At 51.3% G+C, this 22,879-nt stretch carries 20 protein-coding genes; 15 read left to right on the top strand and 5 right to left on the bottom strand.

Annotated elements, in window-relative coordinates; genetic code table 11:
• The first annotated feature begins 1 nt into the window (after nucleotide 1).
• From BW941_RS07930 to tadA, 3 genes are read left to right on the top strand one after another with little or no spacing between them, the layout of a single operon-like run.
• Entirely contained in the window at nucleotides 2–550 is a 549-nt protein-coding gene (locus BW941_RS07930; RefSeq protein WP_076515058.1) for an NAD(P)H-dependent oxidoreductase, read from the top strand.
• Nucleotides 543–2,381, top strand: a complete 1,839-nt coding sequence (locus tag BW941_RS07925) for a monovalent cation:proton antiporter-2 (CPA2) family protein (RefSeq protein WP_076515057.1) — start codon at nucleotides 543–545, stop codon at nucleotides 2,379–2,381. Before BW941_RS07930 ends, BW941_RS07925 begins: the two co-directional genes overlap by 8 nt.
• Nucleotides 2,371–2,898 carry a tRNA adenosine(34) deaminase TadA gene (gene tadA, locus BW941_RS07920; RefSeq protein ID WP_281251176.1) on the top strand — a complete coding sequence of 176 codons (528 nt, stop codon included), beginning with the start codon at nucleotides 2,371–2,373 and terminating at the stop codon, nucleotides 2,896–2,898. Before BW941_RS07925 ends, tadA begins: the two co-directional genes overlap by 11 nt.
• Nucleotides 2,899–2,917: 19 nt before the next feature.
• Here the strand turns inward: tadA and mltF are convergent, their stop codons facing one another.
• Nucleotides 2,918–4,363, bottom strand: coding sequence for a membrane-bound lytic murein transglycosylase MltF (gene mltF / locus BW941_RS07915; protein WP_076515056.1), 1,446 nt, complete (start codon nucleotides 4,361–4,363; stop codon nucleotides 2,918–2,920).
• A 287-nt stretch (nucleotides 4,364–4,650) separates the two neighbouring features.
• Here mltF and purL point away from each other — a divergent pair, with 287 nt between their 5' ends.
• The 9 genes from purL to BW941_RS07865 all read left to right on the top strand — a co-directional run bounded on the left by purL (nucleotide 4,651) and on the right by BW941_RS07865 (nucleotide 14,519).
• Nucleotides 4,651–8,544 carry a phosphoribosylformylglycinamidine synthase gene (gene purL / locus BW941_RS07910; protein WP_076515055.1) on the top strand — a complete coding sequence of 1,298 codons (3,894 nt, stop codon included), beginning with the start codon at nucleotides 4,651–4,653 and terminating at the stop codon, nucleotides 8,542–8,544.
• Nucleotides 8,545–9,141: 597 nt separating this feature from the next.
• Nucleotides 9,142–9,672, top strand: a complete 531-nt coding sequence (locus tag BW941_RS07905) for an NADPH-dependent FMN reductase (RefSeq protein ID WP_076515054.1) — start codon at nucleotides 9,142–9,144, stop codon at nucleotides 9,670–9,672.
• Between the two features lie 404 nt (nucleotides 9,673–10,076).
• Nucleotides 10,077–10,367 (top strand): hypothetical protein, encoded by a 291-nt coding sequence (locus BW941_RS07895; RefSeq protein WP_217693579.1) that lies wholly within the window; start codon nucleotides 10,077–10,079, stop codon nucleotides 10,365–10,367.
• A gap of 318 nt (nucleotides 10,368–10,685) precedes the next feature.
• Nucleotides 10,686–11,225 carry a TFIIB-type zinc ribbon-containing protein gene (locus BW941_RS07890; RefSeq protein WP_076515051.1) on the top strand — a complete coding sequence of 180 codons (540 nt, stop codon included), beginning with the start codon at nucleotides 10,686–10,688 and terminating at the stop codon, nucleotides 11,223–11,225.
• 5 nt (nucleotides 11,226–11,230) lie between these two features.
• Entirely contained in the window at nucleotides 11,231–11,665 is a 435-nt protein-coding gene (locus BW941_RS07885) for a hypothetical protein (protein WP_076515050.1), read from the top strand.
• A gap of 13 nt (nucleotides 11,666–11,678) precedes the next feature.
• Complete coding sequence (locus BW941_RS07880) at nucleotides 11,679–12,239, top strand: GNAT family N-acetyltransferase (RefSeq protein ID WP_139325791.1); 561 nt, start codon at nucleotides 11,679–11,681, stop codon at nucleotides 12,237–12,239.
• Between the two features lie 23 nt (nucleotides 12,240–12,262).
• Nucleotides 12,263–12,634 (top strand): VOC family protein, encoded by a 372-nt coding sequence (locus BW941_RS07875; protein ID WP_076515049.1) that lies wholly within the window; start codon nucleotides 12,263–12,265, stop codon nucleotides 12,632–12,634.
• A gap of 80 nt (nucleotides 12,635–12,714) precedes the next feature.
• Nucleotides 12,715–13,587: an MOSC domain-containing protein gene (locus tag BW941_RS07870; protein WP_076515048.1), complete on the top strand. Its 873-nt coding sequence runs from the start codon at nucleotides 12,715–12,717 to the stop codon at nucleotides 13,585–13,587.
• 260 nt (nucleotides 13,588–13,847) lie between these two features.
• Nucleotides 13,848–14,519, top strand: coding sequence for a type 2 periplasmic-binding domain-containing protein (locus BW941_RS07865; RefSeq protein ID WP_076515047.1), 672 nt, complete (start codon nucleotides 13,848–13,850; stop codon nucleotides 14,517–14,519).
• Here BW941_RS07865 and BW941_RS07860 read toward each other — a convergent pair.
• The gene (locus tag BW941_RS07860) at nucleotides 14,513–15,415 is read right to left on the bottom strand and encodes an alpha/beta hydrolase (protein WP_245820070.1); all 903 of its coding nucleotides are present in this window, start codon (nucleotides 15,413–15,415) and stop codon (nucleotides 14,513–14,515) included. The two genes, BW941_RS07865 and BW941_RS07860, sit on opposite strands and share 7 nt — an antisense overlap.
• 100 nt (nucleotides 15,416–15,515) lie before the next feature.
• Here BW941_RS07860 and BW941_RS07855 point away from each other — a divergent pair, with 100 nt between their 5' ends.
• Nucleotides 15,516–16,055, top strand: a complete 540-nt coding sequence (locus BW941_RS07855; RefSeq protein WP_076515045.1) for a TetR/AcrR family transcriptional regulator — start codon at nucleotides 15,516–15,518, stop codon at nucleotides 16,053–16,055.
• A gap of 62 nt (nucleotides 16,056–16,117) precedes the next feature.
• Here the strand turns inward: BW941_RS07855 and bfr are convergent, their stop codons facing one another.
• Nucleotides 16,118–16,585: a bacterioferritin gene (bfr, locus tag BW941_RS07850; protein ID WP_076515044.1), complete on the bottom strand. Its 468-nt coding sequence runs from the start codon at nucleotides 16,583–16,585 to the stop codon at nucleotides 16,118–16,120.
• Nucleotides 16,586–16,769: 184 nt separating this feature from the next.
• Complete coding sequence (locus BW941_RS07845) at nucleotides 16,770–17,423, bottom strand: TetR/AcrR family transcriptional regulator (protein ID WP_076515043.1); 654 nt, start codon at nucleotides 17,421–17,423, stop codon at nucleotides 16,770–16,772.
• A 105-nt stretch (nucleotides 17,424–17,528) separates the two neighbouring features.
• Between BW941_RS07845 and BW941_RS07840 the strand changes: the two genes are divergently transcribed.
• Both BW941_RS07840 and BW941_RS07835 read left to right on the top strand, forming a co-directional pair.
• Nucleotides 17,529–18,599, top strand: a complete 1,071-nt coding sequence (locus BW941_RS07840) for an efflux RND transporter periplasmic adaptor subunit (RefSeq protein WP_076515042.1) — start codon at nucleotides 17,529–17,531, stop codon at nucleotides 18,597–18,599.
• Nucleotides 18,596–21,613 carry an efflux RND transporter permease subunit gene (locus tag BW941_RS07835; protein WP_076515041.1) on the top strand — a complete coding sequence of 1,006 codons (3,018 nt, stop codon included), beginning with the start codon at nucleotides 18,596–18,598 and terminating at the stop codon, nucleotides 21,611–21,613. Before BW941_RS07840 ends, BW941_RS07835 begins: the two co-directional genes overlap by 4 nt.
• A gap of 112 nt (nucleotides 21,614–21,725) precedes the next feature.
• Here BW941_RS07835 and BW941_RS07830 read toward each other — a convergent pair whose 3' ends face one another.
• Nucleotides 21,726–22,820 carry an alkene reductase gene (locus BW941_RS07830; protein WP_076515040.1) on the bottom strand — a complete coding sequence of 365 codons (1,095 nt, stop codon included), beginning with the start codon at nucleotides 22,818–22,820 and terminating at the stop codon, nucleotides 21,726–21,728.
• Nucleotides 22,821–22,879 lie beyond the last annotated feature (59 nt).

Here is a 22,879-nt window from a genome sequence, read left to right as displayed (position 1 = left end):
ATTGGCCAAGGCTCTGATTGTCTATGCTCATCCTGCGCATCAGCGCTCAAGAGCAAATCGTGCTCTGTTGAACAGGATCAGCGATCTGCATAACGTCACCGTGCATGATCTTTATGAAACCTATCCGGATTTCTTTATCGACGTAGAGGCCGAGCAGAAGCTGCTTCTGGAGCACGACGTTATCGTAATTCAGCATCCTGTTTACTGGTACAACATGCCAGCGCTTTTGCGAGAATGGCAGGATCTTGTATTGGAATACGGTTACGCCTACGGGCGTAAACAGCAGCGCCTGGCAGGTAAGCAGATGTGGGTCGTATTAACGGCCGGAGCGCCGGAACACACTTACAGTGAAACAGGCGTCAATGAGCGTCCACTGAGTGATTACTTTCACCACTATCCGCGTATGGCCAACGTCTGTCATCTCGATATGAAACCAACCTTTGAGGTGTATCACGGACGCCACTCTCCGGATGAGGATATAGATAAAGCCGCTGAGCAATATCGGTCTTGTCTGTTGAAGTACCTTAAGGAGTTCCCGACCGATGCATGAAACTGGTTTTCTGATGCAGGCGTTCGTGTTTCTGGCCGCGGCGGTTATTGCTGTACCTATTGCTGCGCGCCTGGGGCTGGGGTCTGTTCTCGGCTATCTCTGTGCCGGAGCGGTTATCGGGCCGTTTGCGCTGGGGTTGATTGGTCAGGACATTGAAGAAGTTATGCACTTCGCTGAGTTCGGTGTGGTGATGATGCTGTTCCTCGTGGGGTTGGAACTGGATCCATCAAAGCTCTGGCGTATGCGTGTGCCTATTGTCGGTATGGGTGGGTTGCAGGTCGTACTCACTACTGCCGTGATTGCCGGTATAGCGCTTATCTATCTCGACAACTGGCAGCATGCGGTCGTCGTCGGCATGGTTCTGTCGTTATCATCTACCGCAATTGTTCTTCAGACCCTGAACGAAAAAGGTCTGATGAAAAATGACAGCGGCCAGTCCGCATTTGCCGTGCTGCTGTTTCAGGACATTGCCGTCATTCCTATGCTTGCCGTGCTGCCGTTGTTGGCGGTGGCTGAGGTCGGTACTTATAGTGATAAACATAATCTGCCGGGCTATCAGAGTGCTCTGATGGTATTGGGTGTGGTTATCGGGATCGTTGTTGTCGGTCGCTGGCTGAGCCGCTCGGTATTCCGCATTATTGCTGAAACCCGTCTACGCGAAATGTTTACTGCGACAGCACTCTTTCTGGTGGTCGGCATTGCTTTACTGATGGAGCACATTGGTCTATCTCCGGCGCTGGGTACGTTTGTCGCTGGTGTGGTTCTGGCGAACTCTGAATATCGCCATGAATTAGAAGCCGAGGTCGAGCCTTTTAAAGGGCTGCTGCTGGCGCTCTTCTTTATCTCCGTGGGCGCGTCTATCGACTTCGCTCTATTGATGGAAAATCCGTGGCCAATTCTTGCGATGGTTGGCGGACTGGTGCTGGTTAAGCTGGTGATTCTGCTGGTACTGGGTAAGGCATTCGGCCTCAGTAGCCGCAGTAATGCCATCTTTACTTTCTCGTTGGCGCAGGCCGGTGAATTTGCTTTTGTGCTGTTCAGTTTTGCATCTGCGCAGGATGTATTGCCGCCATACATTATTGACCCACTGACGCTTGTTGTTGCTTTATCGATGGCACTGACACCATTACTGTTTGTTATCAATGAGCGCTTTGTGTTGCCGCGCCTGCGCGGAGTGAAAGCATCCGAACGTCCCCACGATGCGATTAAACAACCGGAAGGGAAGGCGATCCTTGTAGGGTTTGGTCGTTTTGGCCAGATTGTAGGGCGTCTGTTGCGTATGAACGGCTTTGAAATTACCGTACTTGAGCACGATGCTGCTCAGGTGGATCTTGTCCGTAACTTTGGCCACAAAGTTTACTACGGTGATGCCGCCCGGATGGATCTGCTGGAAACCGCAGGCATTGAAGACGTGGATTTGCTGGTACTGGCGATTGATGATCATCAGCGGATGTTGAAAACCATCCATCAGGTTAAGCGTCATCATCCGGATATTAAGATTCTGGCGCGAGCCGCTGGGCGCCGTGAGGCCGCTGAATTAATTCACGCCGGTGCTGACCATATTGAGCGGGAAACCTTTGATTCGGCGCTGTCGATGGGCCGTATGGCACTTTCGCTGATGGGATTCCGTGCCTACCAGGCACAACGAGCGGCACAGCTGTTTAAGCACCACGACAAGAAGAGCCTGTACGCTCTTAGTGAAGTAATCGAGGACGATAAGAAGTATCTGACGGTTGCCAAACAGCACGCCACCGATCTGGAAAAAGTGCTTAAGTCAGACGATCAGGCGAATACCGAACTCGACGACAGAGGCTGGGACAGTGGCAGTTGATCCTGTGAGTCTGTGCGGCCTCGACATTGCCGATGATGAGGCGGGCATGGCTTGTGCCCTTGAGCTGGCAGCTCTGGCTGCAGAGCAGGGCGAAGTGCCAGTAGGGGCTGTGATCGTCAGTGAGGGCAAAATCATTGGCGTCGGATCAAATTCGCCGATCACTGGTCTCGATCCAACTGCTCACGCGGAGGTTAACGCGATTCGTGATGCTGCACAGCGGATCGGAAACTACCGGCTGAGTGGCGCGACGCTCTATGTCACAGTTGAGCCCTGCAGTATGTGTTCAGGTGCGATTATTCACAGTCGCATCGGGCGGGTGGTTTACGGCACTACCGAGCCCAAAGCGGGCGTGGTGGAAAGCGCTGAGTGCTTCTTTGAAAAGCCCTTTCTGAACTGGCAGGTAGAGGTCGTGGGCGGCGTAAAGGCTGAGCAATGTGCTACCACCATGACCGAGTTTTTTGCTGCGCGAAGAGCAGGTAAAAAGAAGCTCAAGAAAGCCTCGCCTGCGGCAGACTGAATTTTAAGTACTTTGCGCTTCAGAGCAGGGGTGGAATAACCGTCACGGGCACATCGGAGTCCTGAATGCTGTCGTTGTCGGTCTCGTCTGCGACAACCTGCTCTTCATTCCAGATCAGAACATCGTAATAACGACGGATATTCTGAACATAGGTCACTGGCTCCTGGCCACGCGCATAGCCATAACGCGTCTGGCGGTAGTAGCGCTGCTGAGTCAATAACGGCAGTACCTTTTTCACATCGATCCACAGATCCGGGTTACGCCCCAGTTTCTCCGCCAGTCTGCGGGCATCCTCAAGGTGGCCGAAGCCGACGTTGTAGGCGGCCAGCGCCATCCAGGTGCGGTCCGGCTCGCGCACTGACTCATCGAGACGCTCGCGTAACCCAGCGAGGTAACGGCTACCGCCAGCAATACTCTGTGATGGGTCGAGGCGGTTGGTAACGCCCAGCTCACCTGCGGTTCTCAGGGTCAGCATCATCAGGCCTCTGACGCCTGTGAATGAACGCGCGCGTGGATTCCAGTGACTTTCCTGATAGCCCATAGCGGCGAGCAGGCGCCAGTCGAAACCGTGTTTCTCCGCGGCTGCTTTGAAGTCTTTCTCGTAGCGGGGCAAGACCTTGCGGCTATGACGCAGGAATCGATGAGCGCCGACATAGTCAAACTGCCCGACGTGACCATAAAACCGCTCAGACAGTTCGGCCATGAGTACGCCGGTCTCGGGGCGGTAGAAAAAGTCGAAAGTCCGGTCGCGCAGAGAGTCATCTGCGCGGCGCGGCATAACCCAGGCAACGGTCTGAATTTCACCCAGAGTAAATGCGACATCTAGGTTCGGAAGGTACGAACGCATCAGACGAAACTCGTTCGAGTTCACCAGCGTAAAATCCAGCTCGCGGTCTGACACCATCTGCAGCAGGTCAGACGCATCCAGCTCGCTGGTTTCCCGCCATGAAAGGGAGGGCAGCTCGGTTTTCTGCCAGTGCCTGAGCGTGCGCGCATGACGTGACTTAGCCGGAACCATCAGGCGCCCGGTTTGCAGGTCTTCAATCGATTCAGGTTTTGTGGTGCGCAGACGGTAAACGATCTGCTCTGATATTGAGGAATAGGTTGGGCCATACACAACCGGGTAGCCTGATGTCTGCTCTTTGGTGAACCCCGCTGCTGATATATGTGCATCGCCATTTTCGAGAGCTTCCATGGCTGTTTGCAGATTATCAACGACCATCAGTTCAAGCTCTACGCCCAGGTAATCCGCAAAAGACTCGACGAGTTCGTACTCGTACCCTGTCGCGCCGTGACGCTCTTCATAATAGGTGGTGGGATTGTTACGTGTAACAACGATAAGGCGACCATCTTCAATAATCCGGTCGAGCAGAGTGGGGTGCCGGCTGCTCACAAGCAGTGCAACCACAACGAGTGTGGTCAGTACACGTCTTGTATTCCTTATGGTGTTCAGCAGCCTGGTCATAAGTATTTTACATCTCCCTTGGACTTGAGAGTTTAGCTCCTGTGAATGAGTTAAAACAGCGATGCGGGAGAATTTTACCTTCGCCTTAAGCAGTGAATTGCAGGTAGTACTTTGAAATATATACAGAAAATAGAGCTTGTCTGGCACAACATGCCACTCTGACCTCAGGAACAGACTGTTCTTTCAGTCATATCTGTTTTTCTATTGCTTCGCCTTCCGTATGGCAGACGAAGGGCTGATCCAGTACAATTCGGCCTCATTTTTTTCCTGTTATGAGTCGAACCACCATGCTTGAGCTGCGTGGCGCCCCGGCGCTTTCCTCATTCCGTCAGAACAAAATCCTTAACAAGCTGCAATCAGCGGTGCCAGCAGTAACCGGCGTATACGCCGAGTTTATGCACTTTGCTGATCTGAAAGCCGATTTGAATGACGCTGAACTCACTGTCCTCGAGCGCATTCTGCGCTATGGGCCAAAGGCTGAGCAGAAAGACGGAGCGGGTGAGCTGTTCTTAGTCGTACCGCGTTTTGGCACGATTTCGCCATGGTCTTCTAAGGCAACCGACATCGCTCATAACTGTGGTCTGGCGAATGTTGATCGTCTTGAGCGTGGTATCGCTTACTACGTTGAAGGTGCAACAGCGGCTGACCGTGATGCGGTAGCTGCGGCACTGCACGACCGCATGACTGAAGTCGTGTTGGAAAACAGCGCCGCCGCTGAGAACCTGTTCTCTCACGCTGAGCCTGCGCCACTGAGCACGATTGATATTCTGGGCGGCGGCCGTGATGCACTGATCGCCGCTGACCAGAACCTGGGTCTGGCATTGGCCGACGACGAAGTCGACTATCTGGTTGAAAACTACATCAAGCTGGATCGTAACCCGACTGACGTCGAGCTGATGATGTTTGCTCAGGCGAACTCTGAGCATTGCCGTCACAAGATCTTTAACGCCAGCTGGACGATTGACGGCGAAGACCAGGACAAATCCCTGTTCGCCATGATCAAAAACACTTACGAGTGTTACAACGAAAACATCCTGTCTGCGTATAAAGACAACGCCTCTGTGATCCGTGGTCACCACACTGGCCGTTTCTTCCCCAATCCAGACGGTCGCGAATACTCTTACCATCAGGAAGAAATGCACATCCTGATGAAGGTTGAGACCCACAACCACCCAACCGCGATTGCACCGCACTCTGGTGCAGCAACCGGCTCCGGCGGCGAGATCCGTGACGAAGGCGCAACTGGCCGAGGCTCTAAGCCAAAAGCGGGTCTGACTGGTTTTACTGTATCTGACCTGAAAATTCCGGGCTTCGAACAGCCATGGGAAAGCCAGTACGGCAAGCCTGATCGCATCGTATCTGCCCTCGATATCATGATCGAAGGCCCTATCGGTGGTGCGGCATTTAACAACGAATTCGGTCGTCCGAACCTGTGCGGTTACTTCCGTACCTTCGAACTGCAGCACGATGGCGAAGTTCGTGGTTACCACAAGCCAATCATGATTGCTGGTGGTTACGGCAACATCCGTGACGAGCATGTACAGAAGGGTGATATCCCGGTGGGCGCACGCCTGATCGCACTGGGTGGCCCGGCGATGCAGATTGGTCTGGGCGGTGGTGCAGCCTCGTCTATGTCTTCTGGCCAGTCGAATGCCGACCTCGACTTTGCTTCGGTACAGCGTGAAAACCCAGAAATGGAACGTCGCTGTCAGGAAGTGATCGACCGCTGCTGGCAGTTGGGCGACGACAACCCCATCGCCTTTATCCACGACGTCGGTGCGGGCGGTCTGTCTAACGCCTTCCCAGAGTTGGTCTCTGACGGCGGCCGTGGTGGTAAGTTCGAACTGCGCAACGTACCTAACGACGAGCCGGGTATGAGCCCGCTGGCGATCTGGTGTAACGAATCTCAAGAGCGTTACGTGATGGCCGTTGCGGAAGAAGACATGGACGCGTTCGACGCTATCTGTGCCCGTGAGCGTTGCCCATACGCTGTAGTGGGTATCGCCACCGAAGAAGAACACCTGACCGTCACCGACAGCCACTTCGACAACAGCCCGGTAGATCTGCCGCTTGAAGTCCTGCTGGGTAAAGCTCCACGTATGCACCGTGACGTTGCGACCCGTGGTAAAGCTGAAGACAGCTTCACCAGTGCCGGAATCGACATGACGGACGCTGCTAAGCGCATCCTGACGCTGCCGACGGTTGCGAGTAAATCATTCCTGATCACCATCGGTGACCGTTCTATTACCGGTACCGTCGCACGTGATCAGTTTGTTGGCCCTTGGCAGGTGCCGGTGGCTGACGTTGCAGTAACTACCTCGTCTTACGACACCTACGCCGGTGAAGCCATGGCGATGGGTGAGCGTACTCCTGTTGCGCTGATCGATGCACCAGCATCCGGTCGTCTGGCAGTGGCAGAAGCCATTACCAACATCGCCGCAGCACCAATCAATAAGATGGCTGACATTAAGATGTCGGCTAACTGGATGTGTGCAGCTGGCCACGAAGGCGAAGACGCCAAACTGTACGACACCGTAAAAGCCGTGGGTATGGAACTCTGCCCAGAGCTGCAGGTAACCATTCCTGTGGGTAAAGACTCGATGTCGATGAAAACCCGCTGGGAAGAGAATGGTGCCAATGGAGAGGTAGAAAGTAAGGCGGTTACTGCGCCTATGTCACTGATCATCACTGGCTTCGCACCAGTGTCTGATGCACGCAAAGTACTGACGCCAGAACTGAAGCGCATTGACGAAGCCTCTGACCTGATTCTGGTCGATCTGGGTCGCGGTCAGAACCGTCTGGGTGCTTCCTGTCTGGCACAGGTATTTAACCGCGTGGGTGATACCGCACCAGACCTCGATGACGCAGAAGACCTGAAAGCCTTCTTCGCAGTGGTACAGGGCCTGAACGCCGACCGCAAACTGCTTGCTTACCACGACCGTTCAGACGGTGGTCTGTTTGCCACCCTGACCGAGATGGCGTTCGCTGCGCATACTGGCCTGGATATCAAACTCGACCTGCTGGCAGAGAACAAAGATGAGCTTGCCGCAGCCCTGTTCGCCGAAGAACTGGGTGCGGTGATGCAAGTGAAGCGTGACGATCTGGAAGAAGTACTGGCACAGTTTGAAGCGGCGGGTCTGGGTGACTGCACTCAGGTGATCGGTACGCTGAATGACGACGACCAGATTACCTTTAGCTTCCAGGATGAAGAATTCCTCAGCGAAAGCCGTGTTACCTGGCAGCGCCTGTGGGCGCAGACCAGCTACGAAATGCAGGCTCTGCGTGACAACGCTGACTGCGCCAAGCAGGAATTTGATGCTCTGCTCGATGCCGAAGATCCGGGCATTCACGCTGAACTGACCTTCGATATTAACGAAGATATTACAGCGGATCTGGGCGATGAGCGCCCGCTGGTAGCGATTCTGCGTGAGCAGGGCGTTAACGGCCAGATCGAAATGGCTGCCGCCTTCGACCGTGCTGGCTTCGCTACTGTCGACGTACACATGAGCGACATCCTGTCTGGCAGCATCACGCTTGAAGGCTTCCGTGGCCTCGTGGCGTGCGGCGGTTTCTCGTACGGTGACGTATTGGGTGCCGGTGAAGGTTGGGCGAAATCTATCCTGTTCAACGAACAGGCACGTGGCCAGTTTAAAGCCTTCTTCGAGCGTAACGACACCTTCGCACTGGGCGTATGTAACGGCTGTCAGATGCTCTCTAACCTGCACGAACTGATTCCGGGCGCTGAGCACTGGCCGCACTTCGTTCGCAACACCAGCGAACAGTTCGAAGCCCGTGTTGCTATGGTCGAAGTTCAGGAATCTGACTCTGTATTCCTCGCAGGCATGGCAGGCTCACGTATGCCAATCGCCATCGCCCACGGCGAAGGCCGTGCGGAGTTCGCTGATGAATCAGACATCGACGAACTGGCAGGCCAGATTGCACTGCGCTACACCGACAACTACGGCAAAGTCACCGAGCAATACCCACTGAACCCGAACGGTTCACCGCAGGGTATTACCGGCCTGACTGCCGCTGACGGCCGCGTCACCATTATGATGCCGCACCCAGAGCGTGTATTCCGCGCGATCCAGAACAGCTATATGCCTGGAGAGTGGGACGAAGACGGAGCGTGGATGCGGATGTTCCGGAATGCGCGGGTGTGGTGTTCTGAGAACAGCTGAGAACTAACTGCATTGCCAGAGCTGTGTTAGAAACCGGCGCAAATCAGTCACATATTTCAATATGCTCCTGATTCTTGCCCCGGTTTCTGCCTTGCTCTGACTGCTTCGTTGACGTTCTCAGGTCTTTTACGAGGTGCTCATTTACTGCGTGTAAACTGCGCTTTTTCGTTCAGATTTGCCTAGCCAATTCGTCGTCAGCGACGCTTTTGCAATACTCCTTTGAGAACTAACTGCATTGCCTGTGTTGGGTAGGCACTGCCTACCATCTGCTCATAAAGAAAGCCGCTGGTCAGCAATGATTAGCGGCTTTTTTATTTTCTGGGAATCTATAGGTAAATCACACCATGTAGGAGCGATTCAGCCAGCTTGCCTGGCTATTCGCGATTAACTGCGCGAATCACTGTAGGAGAGAATAAGACTCCCTACTACAACTACCGGACAAGGTTTCATCGAGTAGGATATAGGAAGTAGACTAGCAATCTGGTTGGATGAAAGGGCGCTTTCTATACTAGCAGCCGGAAGCTATTCTTTGTCCCGAGAGCGATACCGATTGTGGAGGTACGCTACTTATGAAATTACCGTGTTAGCTAGGATGCTATGAAAATACTCGCTATATCAGGAAGTTCCCGCAGATTATCTACGAATACAGCCTTGTTGAATGCAATGAAGGATACGGCCCCCGAAGGAGTCGAACTTACAGTTTTCAGTAGTCTTGATTCGTTACCCATTTTCTCTCCAGATGCAGAGGGCGCCTTAACACCAGATGTGGTTTGTGACTTTATCAAGTTAGTTCAAGAGTGCGATGGCCTGATTATCTCAAGCCCAGAATATGTCAGAGCCATTCCCGGCGGGCTGAAGAACGCAATCGACTGGATGGTTTCTCGATTTGAAATTGTCGATAAACCAGTAGCGTTAGCGCATGCCTCTCATCGTGGAGATGATATGCTTTATTCATTAAGGCTGGTTCTTTCGACAGTAAGCAATAAATTTTTTGAGGACCATTTTTTGCGTATCCCCCTTATCGGAAAATCGCCTGATGAAGTTTATGAATTACTAAGAACTTCCGAGCTAAAACATAAGGTTTCTGGTTTTCTTCATTCTTATGTGGCTGAAATTGGGGAGCGGTAGTTCATAATGTATCAACTGGAATTTCAGAATCTGCTATCAAACTCTGAATACCTCGAGTTAATACCTCCCTTTGCTCCAATTTCCTTTGCATGGGACAACGAAGCTCTTCCAGTTAACTTTCAAAATACGTCGCGACAGACTCTCGGAAAAGTAGACGATCGTGCTTTGAATTTTTTATATCTTATACTTATGAATCAGAACGGAAATAGCGTGCGAAGTGATTTTACGTCGGCAGGCAGTAATGACGTCTTGGCTCCTGATGAGGAGTTCACGTTGAGATATAGTCCAAATGGATTTTTGGACGGCCTGTCTGCGCATTCAGTCGTGGTTGTAGCCTCTTTAGATGCAGAGGCTAATTTGTAGGTTGATGATGCATGACTAGGGTCGGAGTAGGGAGCGACTACTTGAAATCTGTACTTCTATGTATGCTTGCAAGCTTCTTAGCATCTTGTTCTGGTGATGATCACCTGCGCGGGCAGGTTTCGCTTTCTGATGATGGGAAAACTTACTTTGCCGTTCTGAAAGACAACGGTAAGAACTGTCACCCAATCAAGCTGGATGGCGAAATCTGGGCTTATGGTTTGGGTGAAGTTGCCGAAGTGCCCCCCGGGGTGCATACGATACAGGCTTGCATTGAAATCGAGTTCGATATCCCCGCAGGAATGGTTTTTGAGTTTGATTATTGGGGGCCATAAGCCTCCGGAAGTAGCTGTTTGCAAAGTTGTTCGCGAATAGCCAGGCAAGCTGGCTGAATCGCTCCTACAAGCTGATTTGAAGTCTTAACCGTGAATTACCGGATGAGTTGTCGGGAATAAGATTCCCTCCTACAGATGGGATCTGTGGTATTCAGAACGATGTTCGCGAATAGCCAGGCAAGCTGGCTGAATCGCTCCTACGAGTGCCTGGTGCAAGCCTTGATCAACCGCGCGTTTTTCCGGTCGTTTAGTGACCCTTTGATCATATTTTGTTTTACTTAGTTCTGATTTCGATACGCCAGCAGGATGTTTCTGTAGATGAACTGCCCAAGTTGTAAAAAGGACTCTCTAAAGCCCTCTTTTATTGAAGATGGATTTCGCGCTCACAGTTGTTTGTTGTGCAAAGGCAACTGGATACTGATCGAAGACTTTGTTGCCTGGATGGAGAAGGGCGATCAGACGTTTTCTGGCTCTGACTCGTACGTAGCCGATGACTCCAAGAAAGCTTTGTTGTGCCCTGTGACTGGCACCATCATGCAGAAGTATAAGATCAAGAGTGATTCGGATCATAAGCTCGATTACAGCCCGCACGTTGGGGGAGTGTGGCTTGATGCCGGTGAATGGGAGTATCTCAAAGAGCACGGGCTGGCGGCGCAGATCAACAGTATTCTGACGGATCAGTGGCAGAAGCAGTTGCGTGAAGAAGGCACTGCTTCGAATTTTGTGTCTCTGTATAAGAGCAAATTCGGTGAGGACGATTACCTGAAGGTAAAAGAGATTCGCGAATGGCTCGAGAATCATCCTGATAAAGCTGAATTACGCCGCTATTTAATGGCTCAGAACCCATATTCAGTTTAGATACTATGAACATTTTTCTATTTATTCATCTCATTGCCTTGGGTATCTGGGCAGGCTGTGTGTTAACCGAAGTGATGCTTGAACTGGTGCTGGAGAAGCTGCCACCAGAATCAAGTAATCTTGCGCGCCTGCATGCCATGATCGACCGGTTTGTTGAGATCCCGGCAATTTTGTTGGTGGCCATCACGGGGGGAATGCTTCTTCAATCGGCGTATTGGGATACTTTATTGCAGGTCAAAGTCGGACTAGGCGTAACGGCTGTGTTTTTGAACACTGTTGCAGCCTTTACGGTTCAGCGACGGTACCAGTCGTTACTGTCGGGCAATGAGCAGGGGTATGACTTCTGGAACCTTTGGCATGAGCGCACTGGTATCGGCTGCGTGCTATCGATTACCGGTGCTATTGTTGTAGGTGGTTACCGCCTCGTGGGGGCAGGTTGAAGAGAATAAAACGGTGAATTCTTTCAGGTTTAAAGCCACGCCCGGCGCGCTGGATACACTGAAAATTTCAGGCGAACGTGTGATTCTGATGCCAGTATCAGAGCAGTTCGCAGACGATATCTTCCGCGAATTTACGGCGGAGATTACGCGTTTTATGATGCCACCTCCAGCCTCAGATATTTCAGAAACTCTGGAATTTATTCAACGCTCTCAGGAAAGTTTGGCTCGTGCGGAAGAGCTGGTGTTTGCTATTACTGATCAACAGGGTACTTTTCTTGGTTGCGCAGGTTTGCACGCGCGTGAATTAAGGACTCCGGAGCTGGGTATCTGGATTAAAAAATCAGCCCACGGGCAGTGCTTAGGGCGGGAAGCCATTCGCTGTCTGCATGCCTGGGCGTCGCAACATCTTATTGTTGATCACTTTGTGTACCCCGTTGATAAAAAGAATACAGCCAGCCGCCGTATCGCAGAATCTCTTGGAGGAACGGTGATTAAAGAGCAGGAAGTTCTTTCGCTTTCCGGAAACCTGCTGGATGAAGTGGTCTACAGGATTCCACCCCGGACTTACGCTTAATACGTTATTAAAAAGGAGTAAGCATGGCAGGCTCTCTGAATACGGTCGAAATCAAGGCGTTTATACCAGCGAAAGATTTTCAGGTATCGAAATCGTTTTATCAGGCGCTGGGGTTTACCCTGGCATCCGATGGACATGGTGTTGCTTACTTTTATTACGGTCATTGCAGTTTTCTGCTTCAGGATTTTTACGAGCAAGCGCTGGCTGAGAATTTTATAATGCACCTCTTGGTCGAGGACGCAGAGGCCTGGCATGCACATATAACCGTCGGGAATCTGGAAAACCGGTTTCCGGGCGTGCGCGTATCTGATCTATGCGATCAACCCTGGGGCATGCGTGATTTTACGGTGCACGATCCCAGTGGTGTGCTCTGGCGTATTGGCCAGAACATCTGATTAATAGCACTGATCTACGTCCTATAACGTATGGTTCCTGTGACCTTGCTCGTTTACTTTGGTGATACGAGGAGGTTCTGATGATTAAAGTAGGCACGGTTAAATCGGTCTGGCGTTATCCGGTGAAAGGGATGGCGGGTGAGTCATTACCCGCGGCGGATGTGCAGCGTATGGGTATACAGGGTGATCGTATACTGGCAGTTCAGGATGTTGCTCGTCAGGAGATTCAGAGCTGTAAATTTCGCCCTCAACTTTTGCAGTGTCGCGCACAATTTACTGACCCCGGCGACAGTCACAGTGGTGTCACGATTCGCTTTCCTGATGGTGAGTGTCTTCCGTCAGATGCGGAGGGCGTGGATGCAAAGCTGTCAGAACTGGTTGGTCACTCCAGTCGTATTCAGGCTTTAAGGCCAGCTTCTGACAAAGCATTTTATCAGCGTTTTAAAGAAGACAATCACACCTGGCTTGATGAATTAAAAGCGACGTTTGAACGCCTACCGGGAGAGCCTCTCCCAGACCTGAATCATTTACCCGAAGAGATGCAGACGTATGTCTCAGTGTTGGGGAGTTTCTTTCTGGTCTCTCCGTTTCATATTATTACTACGGCCAGTCTTGAGTATCTGAAGGGCAAGAATCCTGATTCGGACTGGCGTATTGAGCGCTTCCGGCCAAATATTGTTGTAGAAACACTCCCTGGTATGGAAGGGCTGCTGGAACAGGCTTGGGTTGGTTGTTCTTTGAAGATCGGTGAGGTCACTATTTCATGTTCGGATACAGCCCCAAGGTGCGGTGCCGTTGTTCGTGAACAACAGGGAATATCGAAAGACACCCAGGTGCTCAGAACGATCGTCCGCGAAGCTGAGCAGAACCTGGGTGTTTACGGTGATATTTCGGGGGTCGGGACAGTTTCTACTGGCGATGCGGTTTATCTTTGTCGGGATAACGATTACTAACACTGCTGGCAGTTTCAGGGTGGCGCGACGTAGTGAGTAATTTATCAATGCCCTGCTATGATGTAGGTACAACCCGCTGGCAATGTGTGACTACGCTATGGATCTATGGCTGTCCTGCGGGTTTGTTCTGACATTCTCAGGTTTAATTTATGACAGTTTTCAGCTGGCTTCGGTACGTTAGCCGCGTTTTTCTTTGGTCTCTTCTTCTCCTATCGCTCTTCTCTCATGCCGACAGCACTTCCGAACGAACCAGGTTCATTATGGCCTATACGGCTGATCCAGCGCAGAGCCTGACCATGGCCTGGTATCACAAACTGATTTCGGAGGCTTTTGACCGTTTGGGCATCACGCTGGAATACGCCGTTTATCCTCCCTTGCGGGCGAGCACCATGTTAGCGACAGGCAAGATCGACGTGGAAGGTTTACGCGCTGCAGGCTATGAAGATGACAACCCGGACGCGGTGATTGTCCGGGAATCAATCCTCACGACTAAATACGGAATGGCGACGGTCAATCCGGAAATACAGCTTGCGCGGTTGTCTGACCTCAAGAATCAGACTTACAGAGTGGAATACCTTCGAGGGGTCGAGCCTCTGGGGGACATGCTCGAAGATACGGTCACAGAGGGCTATTTGTCTGCAATTTCCAGCCCGGAGCAGGGGCTTCAGAAATTGCTGGTAGGACGCTCGGATGTTTTTGTCGATTTTCCGGGGCGGCTATCTGCCCTGATCGAATCTCTGGACCTGAGTCTGGCTGGTATTCAGGTTGATGAATTCGAAGATGATATCGTCGTATACCCGGTACTTCACCGGAGGCACGCCAATCTCGCTCAACCTCTGCAGCAGGTGTTGAGCGAGATGAAAGCTCAGGGCTTATTTGAGCAGTATATGGAAGAAACACGGAAAGTGTTTCTTTTACCCCATGATCAGTAGGTTGCGGGTACGAGCCTTTTTATGAAGCTAACCTGCCTTTCGATGTTATCTTCAAACCAGTGATCCAGGTATGGGTCAAAGTGGTTGGCGTCGATGGTCTGAATTTCGACACTGTCTGAGGACAGTCTACGTACCTTATGTTCGTCAAAGGGCGCAACTGTGTCGCGGGTAGCGCCAATGACCAGAGTTGGTATTTTAATTTTTTTCAGGTGTTTCTGTGGGCGATAGAAACCCATAGTCGCCAGTGAGCGGGCGGCCACACGATTATCGTGCTGACGGTTCAGTGTATCTTCAATCCAGCCTTCCACTCGCCATGCGCCATCACGATCCATCGACGAGTATTCACCTTCAGGTGATACGATCGGCAGGTAGTGTGCACAGAATGGATTGAGCATATCGCGCATCATATCGATACCAAAGCGTATCATCCGCGCAGGCGGAACCGCTTTCACCGCAAGTATTCCGTCGAGCATCGGGACCTGAGCAATGGCACCACGCAGCTCGGGATGCTCGGCTGCCATCTTGACGACATGACCTCCCCCAAATGAGCTGCCCCAAAGGATGATGTTGGTCTGATCAACGTCTCGCAGAGACTTGGTATAGGCAAGTGCCGCTTCGACGGTTTTTTCCCGCTTCCACGGGCTGATGACGTTCCTCGGTAACCCCTCGCTGTCGCCCCAGCCAGGATAGTCGAATGTGAGTACAGCAAACCCTGCATCATTAAACGCTTTGATGAATTCTGTGACGAGCGTGAGCTGGGTTCCACCCCAACCATGCACCATCAGAATCGTCGGGTATGGTCCTTTGCTTGATTCAGGTCTGTGAAGTGTCGAAGCACAGCGCACCCCCTGGTTTACGAATGATCCTTTTAAGCGGTTATCGGACAGTACGTTCATGGTCATTTGCCTTTTGATGTTCCAACTTGCTTTCTTGAATGGTATTCAAGATAACGCATCTGTATCTTAAACGTCAATCAAGAAAGCGGCTGGGTAAGCGATGGCACGTAACAAGCGTCATGTAGAGCAGAAGATAAAAAGAGAAGAAATAGAAGCGGTGGCAATGGCCTTGTTTAAAGAACAGGGCTATGAGAAGACGTCTATGGCCAGTGTCGCGAAGGCTGCGGGCGTCGCTGCGAATACCATTTACTGGTACTACGAGAATAAAGATGATCTCTTGATTGCTGTGTTGAACCGGGAGGTAATGCAGATGATGCCTGAGGTCATCGCAATGCAGAACGCCCCCCTGACTGAGCGGGTGCTGAAGCTGATTGAGCACTTTGAAAGTTCGGGCTCTTTGATGACGGATGTTCATGCCCGGGTATCGCATTCAGAGGTTGTGCGTGACTGGCATGATCGCTTTCATCAGATGGTGGAGCAGTTGTCAGTATCAGAACTCATTAAGGCAGGTCTTGAGCCAGCGGTGGCAGTTCTGGACGCCCGCTTGATGGTTTATGTTATCGAAGGCCTGCTTGCGCACCCTCATACGCTGGAAGAGCGGGTTCAGGTTGTAGAGCACGCGTTGGGAAAGTTGATGTAAGTTAATAGCAGACATAAAAAAGCGCCATAAAGGCGCTTCTTATTTTGATAAAAAAGAGAGCTTCACATTTGTGATTGCAGGTAGTTCTCAATACCAATCATTTTGATCAGTCGTAGCTGACGTTCAAGCCAGCGAGCGTGATCTTCTTCCGTATCGTAAAGTAGAGGCTGAAGCAATTCACGAGTCTGATAGTCTTTCTCTTCTTCACAGATTTCCATCGTTTCCTTCAGCAGGTCAGCTACGTAGTACTCGACATCCAGATCGGCCTGTAGCATTTCAGGAACCGTTTCACAGACATTAAGATCGTCTGCATTAGAAAGATCGGGAGTGCCTTCCAGGAAAAGAATACGTCGCACCAACACATCTGCGTGCTGGGTTTCTTCTTCCATTTCATGGCTAAGACGCTCGTAGAGTTTGTTCAGACCCATATCTTCGTAGATGCGCGAGTGAGCGAAATACTGATCTCGGGCGGCCAATTCACAATTTAGAAGTTTTTGTAGCTGATCAATGACGCGTTGGCTGCCTTTCATGGGGGGCTCCGGGTTGAATAATTAACTGTGATTAAGATAGCGCGGCGAAGCACGATGGACAACCCGAAAACCCTGTAAATACTGGGTTTTCGGTGGAATTTTGTAATGATCCGAACGACTGAGAATTGTTCTTTTTATGTTTTAAAGTTCGTAGTGCTACCCGGCAGTTTCTTGATGTGTTGTCTCAAGTTGGTGTCAGGCTGCGTGCTATAAGATTGAGGCTGTTTTCCAGCCAGGTTTCGGGAATAACATTATGGCGGTCGAACAAGTCCCCATTGCCGTCCTGCAGCATGATAAGGCCGTGCAAAGATCCACGCATATACAGAGCAATTTCAACCGGCTTCGGGCTTCCGGGCAGTATCAGAGAGCCGTCATCATAGGCCCGCTGAACAGCATCAATCATGAGCCTTAAAATGGCTTCGTCGACAGCGGCGTAATCAACCTCTGAGTCTGTACAGTCTTCGCCTACCGGTGGCCCTGAAGGTCGCATACCCGCCGAAAGAGTCAGAATACGAAAGTAATCTTTTTTGTGGTGGTAAAAGTGCAGGTAGGCTTTGCCGATTGCGTACATGGCTCCCACGCCGGTATCACACGGCGCAGCGAAATCGGCCATGAGCTGATGGAGTGAACGGGCTGCCCTGACACTCAACCCCAGATGAATATCTTCTTTATCGCGAAAGTATACGTACAACAGCGCGCGGCTAAGTCCAGCACTGCTGGCTATCGAGCCCATGGATGCCTTGTCGAACCGACGTTCTATAAATGCTTTCTCAGCCGCATCAAGAATCGACTCCCGTCGGCTTAGCTTCTCTTCTGTATTGCGCGAACGTGTTGCCAAAGCTACTTCCTGTTATTTGCATTTGAGCATTGACAGTACCGATATGCTGACATATTGTCAATAATTGACATTATGTCAATAAGTGATTCTGATGAGGAAATTGATATGAACTTCAGATACGTACCGGGGATATTTTTACTTAGTGGTCTGATCGCTTGCAGCGGATCTGACGACGCTGATCCGGTCTCTGAGGGGCGTCACTCAGCGATTGAAATCCCGGTGAATGTTCGTTCTGTTTCGCCTCAACCCGTTTTCGATCACTACGAATTCACCGGCATTGTGCGTTCCGCTCAGAGAGCCGTGATCCGAACTCAGATCAGTGGACGCGTGGAAGAGCTGCCAGTCCGGTTGGGGCAAAAAATTGCTTCTGGAGATTTAATTGCTGAACTCCATAACCCCGAAGCAGCACCCGCAGCCCGGTCTGCGAGAGTGCGGTGGCAACAGCTTAATGTTCAGTTGGAGCAGCAACAGCGTGACTTCGACAGAATGAACGCCCTGTATCAGAGCGGGCAGGCAAGTCGTCAGGAATTTGAACAAGCGCGCACCGCATTGAACTCTGCGAAAGAGGCAGCACTTGCGGCTGAAAATGATTACCTGAAAGCGTCCGGGGTAAATAGTGAGCGCTTGATCCGCGCACCTTTTTCTGGAGTCGTTACGGCAATCATCACAGACGTTGGTGAGGTAGTGAATCCAGGGCAGTCTGTTATTCAGCTGGCTTCAGATGAGGAGTACGAAGTCGAAATCACTTTACCCTTTGCAGTCGCACAGATCATTGAGGCAGGCGTTGAAATTCCTGTGAGAACATCTGAAGGAGGAAGCGAATTCAATAGTTACGCTACTGTCAAAGAAATTAGCCCATTCCGGGATCGAGGTTCGCTACCTTCTGTTGTTATGACAGTACCGGATGTAATTGCTGGCGAAACCATCGTTGCTCAAATTTCTGTGCCGAAAAGCGACGGTTGGGTTGTTCCTGTAACAGCTGTGTCGCGAAAAGGAAAAGGGGCGGTTATTTATCGCCTCCATAATGGCGGACGTGTCGAGGCCGTTGACGTTGTACTGGGAAGTTCACAGTTAAATGGTGTGGAAGTTCAGGGGGCACTTGAGTCCGGTGACAGTATCGTCATCTCAGGTGTGCAACGTCTTTTTGATCAGGCACAGGTGGCGGTCAGTCAATGAAACTATTTATTGTTCTTGAACATTATCGCCGACTGGTTTTTTCATTAACCGTAATGCTTCTGGTCGTCGGTTTAGCTTCATGGTTTACCATGGCTCGTCAGGAGGACCCGAGTTTTCCCTACCGCAATGGTGTGATTACCACTGTATTCCCTGGTGCTACGGCAGAACAGACCGAGCAATTAATCACTCAGCCTCTCGAAGAGCGTTTACTTGAGGTGGATGAGGTGGACCGGGTTCGTTCGGTATCACGTGACAGTGTATCTGTTGTGATTATTGAAATGCATGATCACATTTACGACACGGATACGGCTTGGGAAAGAGTTCGTATTGCTATGTCGAGGGCAGAAGAAGATTTCCCTAACGGAGTCACTGAGTTCTATCTCGAAGATAAAAAGATGGATATTCCGGCTGTCATTCTGGCCGTTAAGGGAAGCAGTGACGTCATCCTGCTGGCCCAGCAGGCAGAAGTGTTAAAGCGACGCTTGTTGCGGATACCTCAGATTTCTCGAATAGAATTGAGCGGCGATCCTCAGGAAGAATTGATTGTCACGTTAAAGACAGCAGAACTGAATCGCTTGGGTATTAACCGGGATCAGATCGTTCAGATAATTCAGCGGAGCAACTATCTGGTTCCAGGCGGTCAGGCGCAGCTGGATGGTCGTGCACTTCGTATGGCAAGTCTCTCGGATATTCAGTCGCTCGATACGCTGAAAAATATTCCCCTAACACTCGCAAATGGTCAGTCGGTGCCTCTCGGGAGTGTAGCTGATATTGCCATTTCAGCCCGTGAGCCTCTCAGTGCTCAGAGTTACATAAATGGTGAACGAGCCGTCATGCTTGGCATTATGACTCGCCGTGGGCAGGTTGATGCGTTGAGCTTCGGAGAAGCGATACGGGCAGAGTTATCCTCTTTCCACGACGACTTCGCCCCCTTGTTGATCGAAGAGGTTTTCTTTCAGCCGGACTATGTTGCTTCACGGCTGAATGGTCTGCAGTGGAACCTCGCGGGCAGTGTCGCCATCATTGCATTTATTGTTGTGCTGGCGCTGGGCCTGAGAAATGGATTGGTTGTTGCAGCGGTGCTGCCTGTCGTCGCGATTATTTCGCTGGCCCTGTACAACCTGGGCGGGGGTATTCTTCATCAGATAGCTGTCATCGGAATGGTTATTTCTCTGGGTATTCTCATCGATAACGCCATTGTCGTGGTAGAGGCAATTGAGCAGAACCTTGCAAAAGGTATGACGCGCTCAGATGCCGTAAGAGAAACATTTTCTCAGATGGCGATGCCGCTATTCAGCTCGACAGGGACGACTGTAGCAGCATTTATTCCTCTATTACTCAGTAAGGGCGGAACCGGAGATTTTACGCGTGGCATTCCGGTGATGATTATTCTGGCTCTCATTGTCAGTTATTTTGTATCCGTGATTGTGTTGCCCTTGGCAGCTAAGTATATCGTCAAAGAAAAAAGAAGAGAGCGCGGCCGGTTTATTTCGGGTTTAACCCACTTCATCATAAAGTGCTCTAAGGATTATGGTCGACGAACATTGTTGCTTGTCGGGTTACTTATTATGGGGGCTGCCGCTCTGGCGCCTGGTTTAAAACTCCAGTTTTTTCCATTGGCTGATCGCGCTCAGCTCATCGTTGATGTGACTTTGCCGTCCAGTTCCCGAGCGGAGGAAGCTCGGGAGATCAGTGCAGAGATCGAAAGCCGCTTACTTGAGCGATCGGATGTTATGTCAGTCTATCGAACGGTTGGCGCTTCTGGTTTTCGCGTTTACTACAATGTTCAGGCACAGACAGAAGCACCGAATACGGCTCGCCTGGTGATTAATACAGACAGCAGTGAAACGAATGAATCTGTTATCCAATGGGTAGAGAATGTTGTGCAGCCGGAGTTTCCAGATGCAATGCTGGTGGCGAAACGTCTTGGACAGGGGCCGCCCACTCCCGCACCGGTTGAGATCCGGTTACAGAGTGATGATGCAACGGCCTTGTCGATGGCAACTGATAAAGTATTGAGAATACTGCATGAGACGCCGGGAACGGAGATGATCCGCTCGGACGTCGATACGGGAATGGCTGAACTTAAAATTGATGTTGATAAAGTAGTCGCGGACTCTTTGGCGTATTCCACTCTCGACGTTGCTAATGCTCTTTTTTCCCAATCCCGCGGAGCGGCTGCCGGGGAGTATCGGTACGCAGATGATCCGATCGATATCCGGGTACGCTCTGACGAGGGTGAACTGACCGATACGGCAACGCTGATGGGTATGCATTTGCACGGCGGGAGTAGGGAGCCTGTTCCTCTGGGCGCTATTTCGACGGTTACGCTTGAGTGGAGTCCAGCGGTAATCCGGCACTATCAGGGAATCCGAACGGTTACGGTACTGAGCGAGCTCGCACCCGGGGCAGCTTATAACAAGATACTTAAGGCAGTTAAGGATGCGCTTGAAGCTGACCCGTTGCCGGATGGTGTACTACTTCAGTTTGGTGGCGATGCCGAGGGCTCGGGTGACGCGAATAGCGCAATTCTGAAAACAGCGCCTCTGGGGGCCATGTTACTGCTGGTATTTATGTTGTTGGAGTTTAATAGTTTCCGCCGGTTGGGGATTATTCTGGTGACTATACCTCTCGCCGCAGTAGGTATCATACCGGGTCTGGTGATCAGCGATTCTCCATTTGGCTTTCAGTCTTTACTGGGGGTTATCGCATTGGTGGGAATTGTTGTAAACAACGCTATTGTTCTGATCGATGCGATCGATGGCCGTCTGCGCGCCGGTGGAAATATTCATGATGCTGTTGATGCCGCAATTCGTCATCGTACCGCTCCGGTATTACTGACAACACTGACTACTGTGCTCGGTTTGCTAACGCTTGCTTTCTCAGACTCGACCCTTTGGCCGCCAATGGCATGGGCCATCATTTCAGGGCTGTTAATGTCGACCTTGTTGACGCTGATGGTTGTTCCGGTGCTCTGTCGTGCCTGGCTCGCGCCCGATTCCCGCGCCGTATAACTATGGAAAGCCGCGTTTCAATTTAACGTTCTGGAAGTTGATCTTTCGATCAGCGTGCACAGATAACGCCGGGCAAAATGCCCGGCGTTGCTCTCATACTATGTATTTTGGATTAAGCTTCAGCTGCTTCTAACGCTGGATAATCGGTGTACCCTTTTTCATCCTGCGTGTAGAAGGTATTCGGGTCGGGTTCGTTGAGTTCTGCTCCCTGGCGAATGCGCTCTGGCAGGTCAGGGTTGGCAAGAAACGCAGTGCCGAACGCGATTGCATCCGCATTGTGAGAGTCGACGGTATCAGCGGCTTCTTCGGGGCTATATCCCATATTAAGAATTACCTGGCCGTTATAGAGCGAGCGGAACGGTGTCACTACGTCCGCTTTCTGTTCGCCCAGAAAATCAGCGCGCATCAGATGGACATAGGCGAGGTCCTTCGGGTTCAGGTGTGCCGCAAGGTATTTAACCAATGCCACCGGGTCACTGTCTTTCATGTCGTTGAAGCTATTCAATGGCGAGAAACGCACGCCGACCCTGTGAGGAGTAAATACTTCACAGACTGCGTCCAGCACTTCCGTCAGGAAGCGAACCTGGTTGTGCCATGAGCCGCCGTAGTTATCGTCACGGTTGTTCGCACCGTCACGTAGGAACTGATCCAACAAGTAGCCGTTTGCACCGTGAACTTCAACACCGTCGAAACCTGCCTTTTTGGCATTCTCAGCGCCTTTACGGAAGTCGTTAACCAGATCCTGAATCTGATCTTCAGTGAGTGCTTCTGGTTTCTGATATTCGAACTGACCTTCAGGTGTGGTTGACCCACCTTCGATAGCAATCGGGCTGGCTGAGACGGCGGGTTTTCCATCATTAAGCTCAGGGTGCACTGCACGACCTGCGTGCCAGATCTGCATGAATATCCGCCCGCCAGCGGCATGAACTGAATCCGTGATTTTTTTCCACTCGGCAACCTGTTCGTCAGAGTAGATACCAGGCTCACTGGCAAAGGCCGATGTCTGTGGTGTGACCATAGTGCATTCAGTGATGATCAGGCCTGCGCTGGCACGCTGGGTGTAATACTCACGCATCAGCTCATTGGGCAGATGGTTGATGGCACGGCAGCGCGTTAACGGTGCCATGATGATGCGATTGGGGATTTCAAGCGAACCAAGATTCAGAGGCTTGAAAAGGGTGTTCGTTGTTGAGGCTGAAGTGCTCATGATGTGCTCCTCACAGATAGTATGTCTCTGTGAGAGAGCCAGACAGGTCGTTGGTTCCT

The sequence above is a fragment of the Thalassolituus maritimus genome (assembly GCF_900156675.1).
GTDB lineage: Bacteria > Pseudomonadota > Gammaproteobacteria > Pseudomonadales > Oceanobacteraceae > Thalassolituus > Thalassolituus maritimus.
Note: the sequence above shows the minus strand (reverse complement) of the source record. Positions and strands in the feature narration are given on the sequence as shown.

Excerpts from the sequence above, each read along its gene's own strand:
- BW941_RS07885 (WP_076515050.1), top strand. The coding sequence starts at position 11,231 with ATGAACATTTTTCTATTTATTCATCTCATTGCCTTGGGTATCTGGGCA.
- BW941_RS07830 (WP_076515040.1), bottom strand. The coding sequence starts at position 22,820 with ATGAGCACTTCAGCCTCAACAACGAACACCCTTTTCAAGCCTCTGAAT.
- BW941_RS07835 (WP_076515041.1), top strand. The coding sequence starts at position 18,596 with ATGAAACTATTTATTGTTCTTGAACATTATCGCCGACTGGTTTTTTCA.
- BW941_RS07925 (WP_076515057.1), top strand. The coding sequence starts at position 543 with ATGCATGAAACTGGTTTTCTGATGCAGGCGTTCGTGTTTCTGGCCGCG.
- BW941_RS07875 (WP_076515049.1), top strand. The coding sequence starts at position 12,263 with ATGGCAGGCTCTCTGAATACGGTCGAAATCAAGGCGTTTATACCAGCG.
- BW941_RS07840 (WP_076515042.1), top strand. The coding sequence starts at position 17,529 with ATGAACTTCAGATACGTACCGGGGATATTTTTACTTAGTGGTCTGATC.
- BW941_RS07870 (WP_076515048.1), top strand. The coding sequence starts at position 12,715 with ATGATTAAAGTAGGCACGGTTAAATCGGTCTGGCGTTATCCGGTGAAA.
- BW941_RS07905 (WP_076515054.1), top strand. The coding sequence starts at position 9,142 with ATGAAAATACTCGCTATATCAGGAAGTTCCCGCAGATTATCTACGAAT.
- BW941_RS07855 (WP_076515045.1), top strand. The coding sequence starts at position 15,516 with ATGGCACGTAACAAGCGTCATGTAGAGCAGAAGATAAAAAGAGAAGAA.
- mltF (WP_076515056.1), bottom strand. The coding sequence starts at position 4,363 with ATGACCAGGCTGCTGAACACCATAAGGAATACAAGACGTGTACTGACC.
- bfr (WP_076515044.1), bottom strand. The coding sequence starts at position 16,585 with ATGAAAGGCAGCCAACGCGTCATTGATCAGCTACAAAAACTTCTAAAT.
- BW941_RS07890 (WP_076515051.1), top strand. The coding sequence starts at position 10,686 with ATGAACTGCCCAAGTTGTAAAAAGGACTCTCTAAAGCCCTCTTTTATT.
- BW941_RS07865 (WP_076515047.1), top strand. The coding sequence starts at position 13,848 with ATGGCCTATACGGCTGATCCAGCGCAGAGCCTGACCATGGCCTGGTAT.
- purL (WP_076515055.1), top strand. The coding sequence starts at position 4,651 with ATGCTTGAGCTGCGTGGCGCCCCGGCGCTTTCCTCATTCCGTCAGAAC.
- BW941_RS07860 (WP_245820070.1), bottom strand. The coding sequence starts at position 15,415 with ATGAACGTACTGTCCGATAACCGCTTAAAAGGATCATTCGTAAACCAG.